Source organism: Bacillus xiamenensis (genome assembly GCF_001857925.1).
In the GTDB taxonomy this organism is placed as follows: domain Bacteria; phylum Bacillota; class Bacilli; order Bacillales; family Bacillaceae; genus Bacillus; species Bacillus xiamenensis.
In genome coordinates this window covers 3,441,003-3,453,940 of record NZ_CP017786.1, presented here as the reverse complement: position 1 = coordinate 3,453,940, position 12,938 = coordinate 3,441,003, and the positions used below count along the sequence as shown (strand labels likewise).

General features: G+C 41.1%; 14 protein-coding genes. 4 read left to right on the top strand and 10 right to left on the bottom strand.

The genetic code is table 11. From position 1 onward, the window contains the following. Positions 1 to 67 precede the first annotated feature (67 nt). The gene (locus BK049_RS17745; protein WP_071169077.1) at positions 68 to 547 is read left to right on the top strand and encodes a zinc metalloprotease; all 480 of its coding nucleotides are present in this window, start codon (positions 68 to 70) and stop codon (positions 545 to 547) included. On the opposite strand, the gene BK049_RS17740 is transcribed toward BK049_RS17745, so the two are convergent. The 5 genes from BK049_RS17740 to BK049_RS17720 all read right to left on the bottom strand — a co-directional run bounded on the left by BK049_RS17740 (position 544) and on the right by BK049_RS17720 (position 5,058). Then, complete coding sequence (locus BK049_RS17740) at positions 544 to 2,169, bottom strand: YndJ family protein (RefSeq protein WP_008357321.1); 1,626 nt, start codon at positions 2,167 to 2,169, stop codon at positions 544 to 546. The two genes, BK049_RS17745 and BK049_RS17740, sit on opposite strands and share 4 nt — an antisense overlap. Continuing rightward, positions 2,162 to 2,767, bottom strand: a complete 606-nt coding sequence (locus tag BK049_RS17735; RefSeq protein ID WP_071169076.1) for a DUF4166 domain-containing protein — start codon at positions 2,765 to 2,767, stop codon at positions 2,162 to 2,164. The genes BK049_RS17740 and BK049_RS17735 overlap by 8 nt, the downstream gene beginning before the upstream one ends. After that, complete coding sequence (locus BK049_RS17730; protein ID WP_071169075.1) at positions 2,730 to 3,611, bottom strand: hypothetical protein; 882 nt, start codon at positions 3,609 to 3,611, stop codon at positions 2,730 to 2,732. Before BK049_RS17730 ends, BK049_RS17735 begins: the two co-directional genes overlap by 38 nt. A gap of 151 nt (positions 3,612 to 3,762) precedes the next feature. Then, entirely contained in the window at positions 3,763 to 4,335 is a 573-nt protein-coding gene (locus BK049_RS17725) for a TetR/AcrR family transcriptional regulator (protein ID WP_071169074.1), read from the bottom strand. 3 nt (positions 4,336 to 4,338) lie between these two features. After that, a complete protein-coding gene (locus BK049_RS17720) occupies positions 4,339 to 5,058 on the bottom strand; it encodes an MBL fold metallo-hydrolase (RefSeq protein WP_071169073.1) in 720 nt (239 codons plus the stop codon). 282 nt (positions 5,059 to 5,340) lie between these two features. On the opposite strand from BK049_RS17720, the gene BK049_RS17715 reads away from it, so the two are divergent. Beyond that, positions 5,341 to 5,865, top strand: coding sequence for a CcdC protein domain-containing protein (locus tag BK049_RS17715; RefSeq protein WP_008357331.1), 525 nt, complete (start codon positions 5,341 to 5,343; stop codon positions 5,863 to 5,865). A 48-nt stretch (positions 5,866 to 5,913) separates the two neighbouring features. Here BK049_RS17715 and czrA read toward each other — a convergent pair whose 3' ends face one another. Further along, entirely contained in the window at positions 5,914 to 6,243 is a 330-nt protein-coding gene (gene czrA / locus BK049_RS17710) for a Zn(II)-responsive metalloregulatory transcriptional repressor CzrA (RefSeq protein WP_007500691.1), read from the bottom strand. 187 nt (positions 6,244 to 6,430) lie between these two features. Between czrA and BK049_RS17705 the strand changes: the two genes are divergently transcribed. Together BK049_RS17705 and BK049_RS17700 are read left to right on the top strand one after the other, a co-directional pair. Next, positions 6,431 to 7,756 carry an APC family permease gene (locus BK049_RS17705; protein ID WP_008357334.1) on the top strand — a complete coding sequence of 442 codons (1,326 nt, stop codon included), beginning with the start codon at positions 6,431 to 6,433 and terminating at the stop codon, positions 7,754 to 7,756. A 96-nt stretch (positions 7,757 to 7,852) separates the two neighbouring features. Further along, complete coding sequence (locus tag BK049_RS17700) at positions 7,853 to 8,515, top strand: lysozyme family protein (RefSeq protein WP_071169072.1); 663 nt, start codon at positions 7,853 to 7,855, stop codon at positions 8,513 to 8,515. Positions 8,516 to 8,594: 79 nt separating this feature from the next. On the opposite strand, the gene prpB is transcribed toward BK049_RS17700, so the two are convergent. The 4 genes from prpB to BK049_RS17680 form a co-directional block, all read right to left on the bottom strand. After that, positions 8,595 to 9,512, bottom strand: a complete 918-nt coding sequence (gene prpB / locus BK049_RS17695) for a methylisocitrate lyase (RefSeq protein ID WP_071169071.1) — start codon at positions 9,510 to 9,512, stop codon at positions 8,595 to 8,597. Between the two features lie 12 nt (positions 9,513 to 9,524). Then, the gene (locus BK049_RS17690; protein WP_071169070.1) at positions 9,525 to 10,961 is read right to left on the bottom strand and encodes a bifunctional 2-methylcitrate dehydratase/aconitate hydratase; all 1,437 of its coding nucleotides are present in this window, start codon (positions 10,959 to 10,961) and stop codon (positions 9,525 to 9,527) included. Positions 10,962 to 10,963: 2 nt separating this feature from the next. Beyond that, the gene (mmgD, locus tag BK049_RS17685; RefSeq protein ID WP_008357341.1) at positions 10,964 to 12,106 is read right to left on the bottom strand and encodes a citrate synthase; all 1,143 of its coding nucleotides are present in this window, start codon (positions 12,104 to 12,106) and stop codon (positions 10,964 to 10,966) included. A 168-nt stretch (positions 12,107 to 12,274) separates the two neighbouring features. Beyond that, a complete protein-coding gene (locus tag BK049_RS17680) occupies positions 12,275 to 12,814 on the bottom strand; it encodes a DUF420 domain-containing protein (protein ID WP_008346516.1) in 540 nt (179 codons plus the stop codon). Positions 12,815 to 12,938 lie beyond the last annotated feature (124 nt).

Genomic DNA, 12,938 nt, shown 5'->3' with positions numbered 1-12,938 from the left:
AATGAATTCTGTAAAATGGCAAATAATCCTACTGCTTCCTCTCGAATATTTCAGGGAGGGGTAACACTTGTTTACATTATCGGATATGTGGACGTTTTGCTGGTCATTTTTCGTCATTCTTCCTATCGTGGCCATCTTGCATCAGTTAGGTCATATTTTGGTCGCATGGATGTTTGGGGCAAAGGTTTCTTTTGCACTTGGCCGCGGCAAAAAAGTATTGAAAATAGGCGTAGTTGAAATTCGAAGAATCTATTTTCTAGATGCATTTTGCCATTATGAAGAAATGAGGAAAAATAACCGTTTCTCACACATTCTTGTCTACTTAGGCGGATCATTATGCAACCTGCTCAGTGTTCTCATACTGAATACAATGATCGCCAATGATGTCCTGCCAGAGCATCAATTTTTCTATCAATTTGCTTACTTCTCAATCTACTATGTCTTTTTTGCTTTACTGCCAGTACAGTATGCAGATCATCATCCAAGTGATGGACAAGCGATTGTCAATATCATTCGTCACGGTGAACCATGTGACATCATTGACTAAGATGAATGACTGTCACTGTCGATATGATACTGAATGGTTAAAAAAGGAATGCCAAACAGCTTCATTTGATGCAATGCTGTGAGACTATTTTCCGTCCCCGGTTTCATGTGAAAGCTTTCTTCCATTGGCAGTTTCATGGTGATGAAAGGCGTATGCACATACAATCCTTCATGACCAGTACTGCCTTTTGGACTTTTACTTTTTAACAAAAAGTCTTCCTGTTCATTAAAAGGTTTTAAAATAGCAGTAAGCTGAGAAAATGGAAGCGGCAAAGCAATATTCATATAGACCGTCTCTTCATCATGGTGCTGGGCATAAAGCGCATAAAAGACTTGCTCGCCTTTCTCATTTCGTCTGATCCACACACGTACATTTTCCCTTTCCTCAAGAGGATGTTGAAATTTTAAAAGACTCCCCGGCATTTCATATGGCTTTCGTGATGACCCTAAATAAAGCTGTCCTAGTCGTCTAAAAACAGGTTGAAGCAAATAGACAAATGGCCTCACCCACCAGTGAAAACAGACGGCTGCTTTTAACGTAAATGACATCGGATCCTCATAAAATCTGCGAATAACAGGTGACACACTCTCTGCTGAAAACGTCTCTCCATTTAATTGGTCAAGAGAATCTACTAAACCGATCTTCTCGTCATGCTGCATGTGTTGATTTTGAAAAGACATGAACTGAAAGCGACCGTGAACTCTCGAAACCGGAAAATCCTTCTGTTTCAATCGATCAGCTGGCCTTTCAATCAGCCACCCTATGAGACCTGGTAAAATCACCATACTTGCATTGATACTGCCATGAAACCAAATCATTTGATCGATGCTTATGTAGGTAACACGTAAAAGCATACCAGCAGAATATAGTAATGATAAGGCGATGGTTCCCATTAAGATGATGCTAGAAAACACAACGAGCCCCTTTGCGGCAGTTGAACGAAACCTTGTTTTCATACACAGAATTCCATACAAATAAAGTGCGATCACATAAAGAATGACACTGAACGTATCAAACAGGCGAGAATAACTGATTCCAACAGCAATCATCATAGGTGACAGTAAAATCAACCAACCGCCTATTTTGTATAGAATCGTCTCTTCTTTCCGCTGCCTCCCTAATAATCCATAAAAGATGGGGATAAAAAAAGCGGAGTAATGAAAATGAATAGCGGTCAAAAGAACAATCATCGGTGAAAATGTCATCACTTGTATATCTGCTGTGTACAGCCAGAACCAAAGCCCGCCTAAAGCGATATACATCAATGCGCCATCTATCATCAGCTCATGAAGCGGATGGATTCCTCTTTTCAAGAAGCGGATGAAACCAAATAAAGCCAGAATCATTGTATAGAAAAGCCATCCCAATGCGAGCCAAAGGGAATGATAGATGAATGCACCTGTTGCACATAGCGCTGCTGCTGGGAAGGCTTTCATTATGAAGTAAATCAGCCACTCCTGCTGCCGTTTCTTCTCTTCCTGATAGAAAAAGTGTAAGAACGCGGGAAGAAAAAACAAAATCGCAACGAGGACAAAGAATTCTGCTATGGGGGCTGTCGTTAAACGGATAACGAGAAAGCAAGACATCAAAATGATGCTAGACGTCAAATGCCATTTATTCATGAGATGACACCCTTTCTGTAAACCGGCCCTTGTATGTAAAAAGAGTGCCAAAAAGGCGATTTTTCACTTGGACATCAATGGTATACTCACCTGCACGCTCATCGTAACCTTCCGTTACATCAGATACACCGTAAAGCCATGAAGGCAGCGGCCACTCCCGCCCTAACATCAAAAACTTTTGCTTACCTGATTGAATGTGCAAGAACCCTTTTTCCGTGACTGTAAAATGAAGCTCTGACATCAGAAGCCTAGGTTTTCCAAAGTAGTCCAGTACTTGATGACTCTTCTGATCAATGATCATATCTGCATCAAAATGTCTTTCCTTCTTTGGGAAATAGAACGTACGAAACCAGTGCATTCCTTCTTCTCCTTTACTTGTCGTAAAAGGCTTGTTCACGATTTGGAAGGGAATATTTTGACCTCTTTCAGGAAAAAAGCAGCGAAACAATGGACCGATTTTAAACAACAATCGAATGAGCTTCGTTCCGCCACCTATTTCCTCCATGATGCCTTCGGCCGTAAATGCACGGTTATAACGTTCTTTTAATTTTGGATGCAGCTTATCGTAGTCCTTTACTTGATGATGATGAACGACCATGTCTACCTCCCCTTTTTCGTTTGATTGAAAACACATCTACACAATCTTTTAAATTGATCATTCCTGCAACGGATAAAATGAAAAATGCACTCAGCACCAGCGGCTCATGCAGAGTCGTTTTTGGTGATAAAATCCCTATACTAAGCATTATGAGCAGAAAGATGCTTTGAAGGATGAATATATATTTCTTTGGCAGCTTAGGCATGAGCCATGATACGCCTAATAGTGCATAAAACAATCGAAATCCGGTGCTATGATCAAAAGCAGAAGGTGAAAAGGGAATCATCGCCTGACATAACCAGACGACAGCAAACAACAAACAAATGCCATAATGGGCAAGTGTTCTCTCAAGCAGCAAACGGGGATGTGTGCCCTTTTCAAGCCACGTCTTTAATGCGCCAAAGCTAAAGGCCGTCATAAAACCCATCATTGGACGAAAAAAGAACCGGTCTGCCCATTTCCACCCTTTTCCTTCTTTTGTTTCATAATCAAATTGCGTTTGAAACACAATGTGATCATTTGTTTTCATGTATTTCCAATACCCTCCACCTTCTTTAATAAAAGATAAAGGATGTGACGACTTAAATTGAAGTGAGGATGCTCTTTCATGACGCTCATCCTTCACGCTCGTTCGATACGATCCTGTCCCAGTCACACTGATGCCGAATCCAAGATGTTTTTCATATAAAAAGGATTGGGGCTGTTCATCTCTTGGTCCATTTAATGAAATGGTCGAAAACCGCAAATCCCATTGTTCATGAAGCTTTGGATTTTGCGTATACTCCCATACTTTTTCAATAGGTGCATGAATGGTTGTTTCCACATAAACAGGCTTTCTTTTCATCTGCCTCTACTCCTCTATGTGAATTATTTCACATAATAAGCATACCATGTTTCACAAAACTGTCAAATCTTTATTGGTTATTTGCAAAAAAAATGTTTTGATCTGTTTCCGCCTCCTTCATCATATCGGTTCAATACATAAAAAAGACCTGTCAATGAGACAGATCTTCTTGCTGCTTAATACCTGCGATATAAAGACGGACCGCATAGCTGACACTCTCTTCAAGCTGTTCTTTTCGTTGAAATCCCTTTTTGTTTGAAATATCCCCAAAACCATGCAGTAAACTTCTGAGACCTCTGACGACATGCGTCATCTCCTCTTCTTTTACACCAAAACGAGACATGATGGATTGAACAAAATCAGCAAGGCTCTCTGCAGCCATACTGACTTCTTTTTCATTCATATGTGAAAAAGCAGCCTCATATAGACCGGGATGCTGACGGACAAAATGAACATATTGTCTTGCAAATGCTAAAACAGCGTCCTCTTTTTCCAGCCCCGCCGTTACTTGTTTGCCCTCCTCACAAAGCATTGTCAGCCCCTTAACAGCAAGAGCAGCCTGTATTTCATGCAGACCAGATACGTGATTGTAAAGTGATGGCGGTCTGATGTTGAGCCGTTTGGACAATGTAGCAATCGTCAAAGCGGAGTAGCCCTCTTCATCAACAAATTCAATAGCAGTTTTAAAAATTTTGTCTTGAGTGATACCCATTCTTGGAGACATGGTTTACTGCCCTCCCTTTTGTAGCTGATGTTTCCTTTTTTCAATAGCGGTTTGCAGCTTTGCCTTAGGCTCTATAATGAGATCACCATGTCCTGCTGCGAGACAAGATAAGGGAAGTGCCAGTAATTTTTCAGCACTTTTTAGTGCTGTTTCTGCATCCCAAGTGGCAAAAGCCGGAAATGGAAAGGTGAAGCGAAACTCTCCCGTTACAAATAAACCACCTTTTGTCACAACTGCATCACCTGCAATGACAACCCCCGACTTTTCATCGTATAAAGAGATGCTTCCTGGGGTATGTCCTGGTGTGGCAATGACTGTAAGTGAGCCAATCTCGTCCCCTTCTTCGACAAGCACATCTGGTTTTGTGTGAATGTTTTTTGAAAAACTGCCTTTCACTTTTTTCTCCGGCTCACCAGGGAGTAAGGAAAAATCACCAGCAAACAGACGAGCATCTCGTTTCGACAAATAGACAACTGCCTCTGGAAAAGCCTTTTTCACTTCATCTAGAGCACCAATATGATCCATATGACTATGAGTCAGAATTACTTTTTTAATCGGTTTGTTTAATGTATGTGCAAATTCAATTATCGAGCTTGCTGCCATTTTCAAAGCTGCATCAATTAAGATGAGTTCATCCTCTGCCTCAAATACATAACAATTTACCGGAAAGATTCGAGGCATTAATGTAAGCTGGTGTAAGCGACCAAATGTAGTGAATCTCATCTTATTCCCCCCTAAAACTAATGTCGTTAGTTTCATATTAACTAATGCTATTAGTTTTAGCAACTATTTTTTCATCAACTGCAATATAAATATTGATTTGGGCTTCTTTTGGATCGATAGATCGTCAGTATCATCACAATGGACAAAATGCGATCTATTTTCATGACTTTTCCTCTTTTTCATAAATGTAGGTTTTGATTTGATAAAAAAAGAAAGAATGGTAAAGATAAGTAACAGCCAGCATTCATTTACATCCCTGCCCGTGCAGGAGGAGGTTGCATCATGACACATCACGTATGGCAGTTGTTCATGATCGGGATCATCATTTTGACATGGATTATCATTCGAATGAATCGAATGAGACGTTATCAACTTGTGCGCCCGGTAAATCTGTTCATGAGAATGTATGTATTTGGTTTCACTGCCCTTATTCTCTTATCAGAAGGATGGCAAAATCACAGTATTTTTATCTATGCCGCAATTGGCATGATCTTTGGGAGCATTCTGGCTCTTCACGCCTATCAAACGATTCGGATGAAATCAGAAGATGGCCGGCTTTATGTCAAAACGAGTAAATGGATTGAGAGCTTCATTTTATGTTTGTTTTTATCCAGGCTTGCATTGAAATTAGTCGATCTGACCAAACATGCGATCACAAAAATGGATGTCGTTGAATTATATCAGCATATCGTAAGCGATGATGCCCTGACCATGCTCAGCTTTTTTCTGCTAGCTGCTTACTATATTGTTTTTTCTTATCAAATGATGAAAGCAAATAAACGATCGACACATATGCATCATGCATAAAAACCTTCCTATCTGGGGTCAGTCCCCTGAAAGTAGGAAGGTTTTTTATCAATCGTGCTGTGCATGGTGAATCATTTGTTCAAGCACTTCCATCACATGCTGATCTTCAGGGCTGTAAAAAATGGACGTCCCTGCTCGTCTAGATTTTACGAGACGAAGGTTTTTTAAAAAGCGCAGCTGATGAGAAACGGTTGATTGCATAAGGTTGAGTGTTTCCGCTATATCATTTACCGAATGTTCTCCTTGAGACAGCAAATGCAGAATACGAATACGGGTCGGATCAGACAATGCCTTAAATGTTTGTGAGACAAGAAATAAACTTTCTTCGTCCAGCTCCATCCGTTCCTGTTCTTGATTTGTATTCAGTTCTTCCTTCATTTCGCTTCACCTTTCTTGTCAGTCAATTCACGACTTATTCTATGTATCATCATATACCAAAACGTGCGGCATGCAAAGCTTACACACCTTTAGGAAAAAGATTTATTCAAATAGCATTGACACGTGGTAGCATTCTTTTTAAAATGAGCATTATTTATTCATTTTTTTAGAGGAGCTGATAGGCAAATTGACTGAAGAGCCAAGACTAAAACGCAGCCTGACTGTCTTTCCACTTGTTGTGATCGGGCTTGCTTATATGGACCCGCTTGTCGTATTTGATTCATACGGCATCGTAGCGCAGCTGACGAAAGGCCACGTAGCTGCAGCTTATATATTTACTTTACTTGCATTACTATTGACAGCGCTTAGCTATGGGAATATGGTGAAGGCTTTTCCAAAAGCAGGATCTGCATATACATACGCGCAAAAAAGTATTCATCCTCACGTCGGCTTCCTTGTAGGCTGGACGCTCTTGCTGGATTATTTATTTTTGCCTATGGTGAATTTTGCAATCGGAAGTGCATATTTAACCGCAGCCTTTCCTGATGTACCTCATTACATTTGGATCATCATACTTGCTATCGCCATAACGACTGTCAATGTAATCGGTATACGTCTTACAGCCAACATTACGGCGCTATTTGTGACCTTTCAGGTCATTGTTGCTGTTACATTTGTTGGATTTATGATTTATGGACTTTCGCAAAACGCAGGTACGGGGGAGTTATTGTCAGCCCGTCCGTTTTATTCAGCGAGCTTAGATCCTACTCTTATTTTTTCAGGGGCAACCATTTTATGTTTTTCTTTTCTTGGATTTGATGCGATTTCGACCATGTCTGAGGAAACGATTAAGCCAAAAAGAACGATTCCTCTTGCGATTTTCTTAACGGTCGCCATTGGAGGCGTTTTGTTTACCCTCACCTCTTATTTTTTACAGCAGGTGTTTCCAAATTTTCAGCAGTTCAAGCATCCTGATGCAGCTTCACTTGAAATTGCGGAATTTGTGGGCGGCGCATTTCTCCACTCGTTCTTTTTAGCTGGCACCATGGTCGCTGTCATCTCTTCATCCTTATCCTCACACGCAAGTGCAGCAAGGCTCTTGTATGCGATGGGAAGAGATCAATCATTACCGAAGCGATTCTTCGGTTATATTCATCCGACATTGAAAACCCCTGTTTTCAACATTTTATTAATTGGCGTTTTCTCTTTAACCGCAGTCATTGGCGAGCTTGAAGTCATTTATTCGTTTATCAGCTTTGGGGCATTAATTGGATTTACCTTTGTAAACGTGTCTGTTTTCGCATACTATTTCATCAAACAGAAACAAAGAGGGATATTAAACACACTCAGATATGCAATCATTCCTCTTTGCGGAACGGCCTTTTGTATGTGGCTGTTAACAAGCATCAGTACCAATGCATTAATCATTGGCATGGTGTGGCTCATGATCGGTTTCGTTTATTTCTGCTACAGGCTGAAAACAAGAGCTGAATTTACGTTTGGGTATGATTGATGATAGGTTTTCACTTGGTATCCGGTGCAGGATGTGGCATAATAAAAAGGCTGTACTTCCCTTTTAAAAGCGGGGCAAAACAGGGGTGAACTGACCTTGAAAAAGAAAAAAACAGGATGTTTTGCCATTTCAGGCTGTTTCACGATTTTTCTGTTTGTTTGCGTATTAGCAGCTATTGTCATTTCCTTTAATCAAAAGGAATTAAAAAAGCTGCCGATTGATACGGAATCAATTGTTTTGTCGAGATTGGATGATTACAAACCGCTTGTAGAAACAGAGTTAAGAGATGAAGATTTAGATCAATATACCGCGTTAATCCTCGGTATGATGTATCAAGAATCAAAAGGCAGAGGCGGAGATCCCATGCAGTCCTCAGAATCTCTTGGTTTGAAACGAAATGAAATCAATGACCCACAGAAAAGCATTAAACAAGGTATCCATCATTTTTCGACCATGTACAAGCATGGGAAGAAAAAAGGCGTTGATTTGGAAACCATTATACAAAGCTATAATATGGGAATCGGCTATATTGATTTTGTTGCAAAAAACGGGGGGAAACATTCCGAAAAATTGGCAAAGCAATACTCCAAAAAGCAAGTGAAACGAAACCCCAATGTGTATACGTGCGGAGGAGACAAAGATAACTTCCGCTATCCGTATTGCTACGGTGATTTCACTTATGCTGAAAAAGTAAAAGAAAAAATGAAAACAGTTGAAGAAAAAATGAAATTGGCTTCATCATCCACACCATCATCTTAAAAAAAGCACTTCCGGCTAGGAAGTGTTTCAGAATTGTTGAGAAAGAGCTAAAATGATTTTATTTTAGCTCTTTCTTTTTTTATGAATGTTCTTTTCCGATTTCCGGCAGGATTGTTTTGGCTAAATGCTGATCCATTTCTTCATATTCATCATAATGAATTGTCTCATACAGTTCTTTTCTCGTTTGCATGTCCTCCAGCATCCCTTGCTGCGTCCCCTTTTCCATGATCTCTCTAAATAAACGCTCATACGCTTTTGCAGCGACTCTAAGGGAGGACACAGGATAAATGACCATTTGAAAGCCGAACATGGAAAATTCGTCTGTATGATAATAAGGCGTTTTGCCAAACTCCGTCATGTTTGCAAGGAGCGGTCCTTTTATATGGCTTGAAGCATGCGTGAAATCTTCTGCTGTGATCAGCGCCTCGGGGAAAATGGCGTCCGCACCTGCTTCTACATATAAATTGGCCCGGTGAATGACATCCTCCATCCCGTTTACTGATTTCGCATCGGTTCTAGCAATGACGAGCAGCGTTGGGGCCGCTTGTTTGATGGCTTTGATTTTCGCCATCATTTCTTCTACAGGGACAAGTGACTTTCCGTTTAAATGCCCGCATTTTTTCGGCATTTGCTGATCTTCGATTTGAACAGCTGCCACCTTACTCTCCACCATTTCCTTTGCTGCCCTTGCTGCATTTAATACACCGCCATAGCCAGTGTCCATATCGACCAAAAGAGGTAACTGAGAAGCCCGAATGATTTCCTTTGCTTTTTCCGCCATTTCGGTGGAATGAATCATGCCTAAGTCAGGAAGTCCTTTGCTGGCACAAAAAGCGGCACCAGATAAATAAAGCCCTTGAAAGCCCATTTTTTTCGCATAGAGCGCAGACATTCCATCGTGAACGCCTGGGATTTGAAATAAAGCGGATTTGTTCATTTGCTCTTTAAAAGCTGCGGCTAAGTCAGTTTGACTCGTCTCATCATTCACGATCCACACACTAGCTCCCCCTTATATCACGAATAGGTCCATAAATGCTGGTACTGTCGTTGTTTTTAATTGATTTGGATTTTGGCAAAGTGACACAATTTGTTCTACTTGTTTTTGTGGAAATCTTGTCTTCAAATGATACGCCCATTTCTTTTCAAGCAGCGGAATGCCTTCCTGTCTTCTTCTGCGATGACCAAGCGGATACTCAATTTCAATTCGATCTGTCATCGTCCCGTCTTTAAAGAAAATTTGCACACAGTTTGCAATCGACCTCTTTTTCGGATCTAAATAGTCTTCAGTGTAACGTTTATCTTCTTTCACGACCATTTGATCACGCAAACGATCAATGAGGGGATTTTGTGCAGTTTCTTCTTCATAATGATCAGCTGTCAGCTCACCATAGATCAGCCCAATAGCTGTAATATATTGTAAACAATGATCACGATCTGCCGGGTTGTAAAGCGGTCCTTTTTTATCAATAATTCGAATCGCTGATTCATGTGTCGTAATCTCAATTCGGTCAATCTCATCTAACCGGTCTTTTACAGCATCATGGAGCATCACAGCAGCTTCAGCAGCAGTTTGTGCATGAAATTCTGCAGGATAAGCAATTTTAAAGAGCACATTTTCTATGACATATGATCCGAGCGGCTGGGCAAGTGTGAGCGGTTTTCCCTTCATTAACACATCTTCAAACCCCCACTTTTCTGCACTGAGCGGTGTTTGATAGCCCATCTCTCCTTTCAGTGTCATTATCGCCAGTCTCACCCCGCGGCTTGTGGCATCCCCTGCTGCCCACGATTTTCTTGATCCTGTGTTTGGGGCGTGCCGGTACGTTCTGAGCGGGGAATTATCAACAAAGGCCTGTGATAGCACATGCTGCACGTCTTCCTTTGTTCCGCCAAGCATCGCACAAACGACTGCACTTGTGGCTACCTTAACAAAGAGAACATGATCCAAACCATTTCGATTCAGACAATTGTCTAAAGCCAGCACACCTTGTATTTCATGTGCCTTCACAATTGCATGCAAGACGTCATTCATCGAAAGCGGCTCTTCTCCATTTGCAAGACGCGTTCTGCTCAAATAATCACTTACAGCTAAAATACCGCCTAGGTTATCAGACGGATGACCCCACTCCTGTGCAAGCCACGTGTCATTATAATCTAACCAACGGATCATACATCCTATATTAAAGGCCGCTTGAACTGGATCTAACACAAATGAAGTGCCAGGCACTCTTGCTCCGTTAGGGACAACGGTTCCAGGTACAATCGGTCCAAGATGCTTCGTGCATTCAGGAAAATTGAGCGCCAGCATCCCGCAGCCGAGTGTATCCATGAGGACGTACCTTGCTGTTTCAATTGCCTCTTTGCTCGTAATTTCTCCGTCTACGGCATAGGCAGCGATTTCTTCTAATAGTTGATCCGTTTGATTGGCTACTGCTGTTTTATTCATGTTCATTCCCCCGTTTTTCCATCATCATTTGAGACTTTTAATCCTCTTGGCCCTAAATACCGGACTCTTGGTCTAAATATCCGATTGTGCAAATGCTGCTCAATGACATGAGCGGCTAATCCGCTTGCTCTCGCAGCAAAGAAGATCGGCGTGTAAAGTGAAATAGGAATTCCGAGCACGTAATAAATAGGTGCTGCGTAATAATCAAGGTTTGGATAGAGGTTTTTCTTCTCCTTCATGTATGCCTCGCCTGCGACGCACATGTCATACAATGTTGTATCTCCCTTTGATTCAGTAAGCGTTTTCAATGATCGTTTTAAAAGAGCAGCTCTCGGGTCCATTTTTCTCATGTATACCCGGTGGCCAAAGCCCATCATTTTTTCTTTTGCGGCTAATTTACGTTCAATGAGTGCAAGGAAACCTTCTGTTGTTTTGCCTTCGAGTAACATGTGCATGACGGCTTCATTCGCTCCTCCGTGTAAATCGCCTTTTAATGAAGAGATCGCTCCAGTAAAAGCGCCATACATGTCAGAATGAGTAGATGCAATGACTCTGGCAGCAAAAGTTGAATTCGGCAGCTCATGTTCGCTATAGAGCGTAAGCGTTTGGTCAAAAGCGGTGATTTCGTCTTGTGTAGGAGTGCGGCCTGTTAACATGGCTAAAAAGTTTTCAGTGTAGGGTTTGGTCTGATCTGGAGAAATAGCGGCGTTTTTTGTGAGAATATGATAGCTCCCTGCAACAATCGCTGGCAGCTGGCCAAGTAATCGAACGGCACGCGCTTGTTGGCATGCTTCTGATCGATCATTCAGTTGTTCATCATACCCTGCAAGAGCAGATAAACAAGTTCTTATGGCATCCATCGGGTGAGTGGTTTTTGGCAGTTTTGTCAAAATGGTTTGAATGGTTGGATGTAAGTTTGTTTGTGAGGAAATGTCTTGCTGAAATTGGTGATATTCCATTGCATCTGGTAATCTTCCGTAAATAAGCAGATAGGCTGTTTCTAAGTATGTCTTGTTTTGCGCCAACTCAATGAGATCATAGCCGCGAATCACAATTTCTTCTTGCTGCACATCTAAGTAGGAAATGGACGTTTCGCTTGCCACAATGTCTTCAAGCCCCGGTTTATACTGCAATTGTTCAGTCATCATATAACCCCCGTTTCGTTCAATTGTTGTTCTCCAAACGAGCAAACGGCCAGAAATGATGTGATTCTATTGATGGGAAAATACCGTGCAAGTCGGATACCCAATTCCCATTTTATCCAAAGCACCTCATCTTGTAAATAAAAGAACGTATGTCCAAATGGACATACGTTAACTGTAGTATGGAGAAATCATGATATACACAATGACGCCAGTGAGACTGACATAGAGCCAAAGCGGCATTGTCCAGCGGGCAATTTTACGGTGACGCTCCACTTGCATTTGTGCCCCTCTAAAAAGTGTAATGAGGGCAAGCGGTACAATAACGGCAGATAACACGATATGTGTAATTAAAATAAAGAAGTAAATCGGACGAATGATCCCTTCTCCCCCAAAGTGTGTATCAGCTGCCATTGAATGATACGTCACATACGAAATTAAAAAGACAAGTGTGGTTGAAAAAGCCGCAAAGATAAATCGTCTATGCGCTTTGATATTCTTTTGTTTAATCATGATGAGCGCTGAAAGTAAAAAGATAAACGTAAAGCTGTTCATCACAGCATTCAGTAATGGCAGAAATGTAATATCCAGATGACTAAATTTATCTGTTTTTGGCATGAAAAATAATAAAGCAATTAAGCCGTTTATGGCAATTGTTAAAAAGACAACAATGCCGGTAAAATTTTTCGGTTTTTGATTCTGTTCGTTCATGTTTGAAAACCCCTCTTTATTAGTTCCGACTAAGAGTATGTTATTTAACTTTCTTGCTAAAGTCAATGAATTCGCTGTCTTCGTCGAATTTTAGACAAACTTGCCGATTGCTAGCGGCTTGAAA

Bases quoted from the DNA above. Each gene is read 5' to 3' on its own strand.
- BK049_RS17720 (WP_071169073.1), bottom strand. From the start codon at position 5,058: ATGAGATTCACTACATTTGGTCGCTTACACCAGCTTACATTAATGCCT.
- mmgD (WP_008357341.1), bottom strand. From the start codon at position 12,106: ATGACTGAACAATTGCAGTATAAACCGGGGCTTGAAGACATTGTGGCA.
- BK049_RS17725 (WP_071169074.1), bottom strand. From the start codon at position 4,335: ATGTCTCCAAGAATGGGTATCACTCAAGACAAAATTTTTAAAACTGCT.
- BK049_RS17735 (WP_071169076.1), bottom strand. From the start codon at position 2,767: ATGGTCGTTCATCATCATCAAGTAAAGGACTACGATAAGCTGCATCCA.
- BK049_RS17715 (WP_008357331.1), top strand. From the start codon at position 5,341: ATGACACATCACGTATGGCAGTTGTTCATGATCGGGATCATCATTTTG.
- BK049_RS17690 (WP_071169070.1), bottom strand. From the start codon at position 10,961: ATGAATAAAACAGCAGTAGCCAATCAAACGGATCAACTATTAGAAGAA.
- BK049_RS17680 (WP_008346516.1), bottom strand. From the start codon at position 12,814: ATGAACGAACAGAATCAAAAACCGAAAAATTTTACCGGCATTGTTGTC.
- czrA (WP_007500691.1), bottom strand. From the start codon at position 6,243: ATGAAGGAAGAACTGAATACAAATCAAGAACAGGAACGGATGGAGCTG.
- BK049_RS17730 (WP_071169075.1), bottom strand. From the start codon at position 3,611: ATGAAAAGAAAGCCTGTTTATGTGGAAACAACCATTCATGCACCTATT.
- BK049_RS17740 (WP_008357321.1), bottom strand. From the start codon at position 2,169: ATGAATAAATGGCATTTGACGTCTAGCATCATTTTGATGTCTTGCTTT.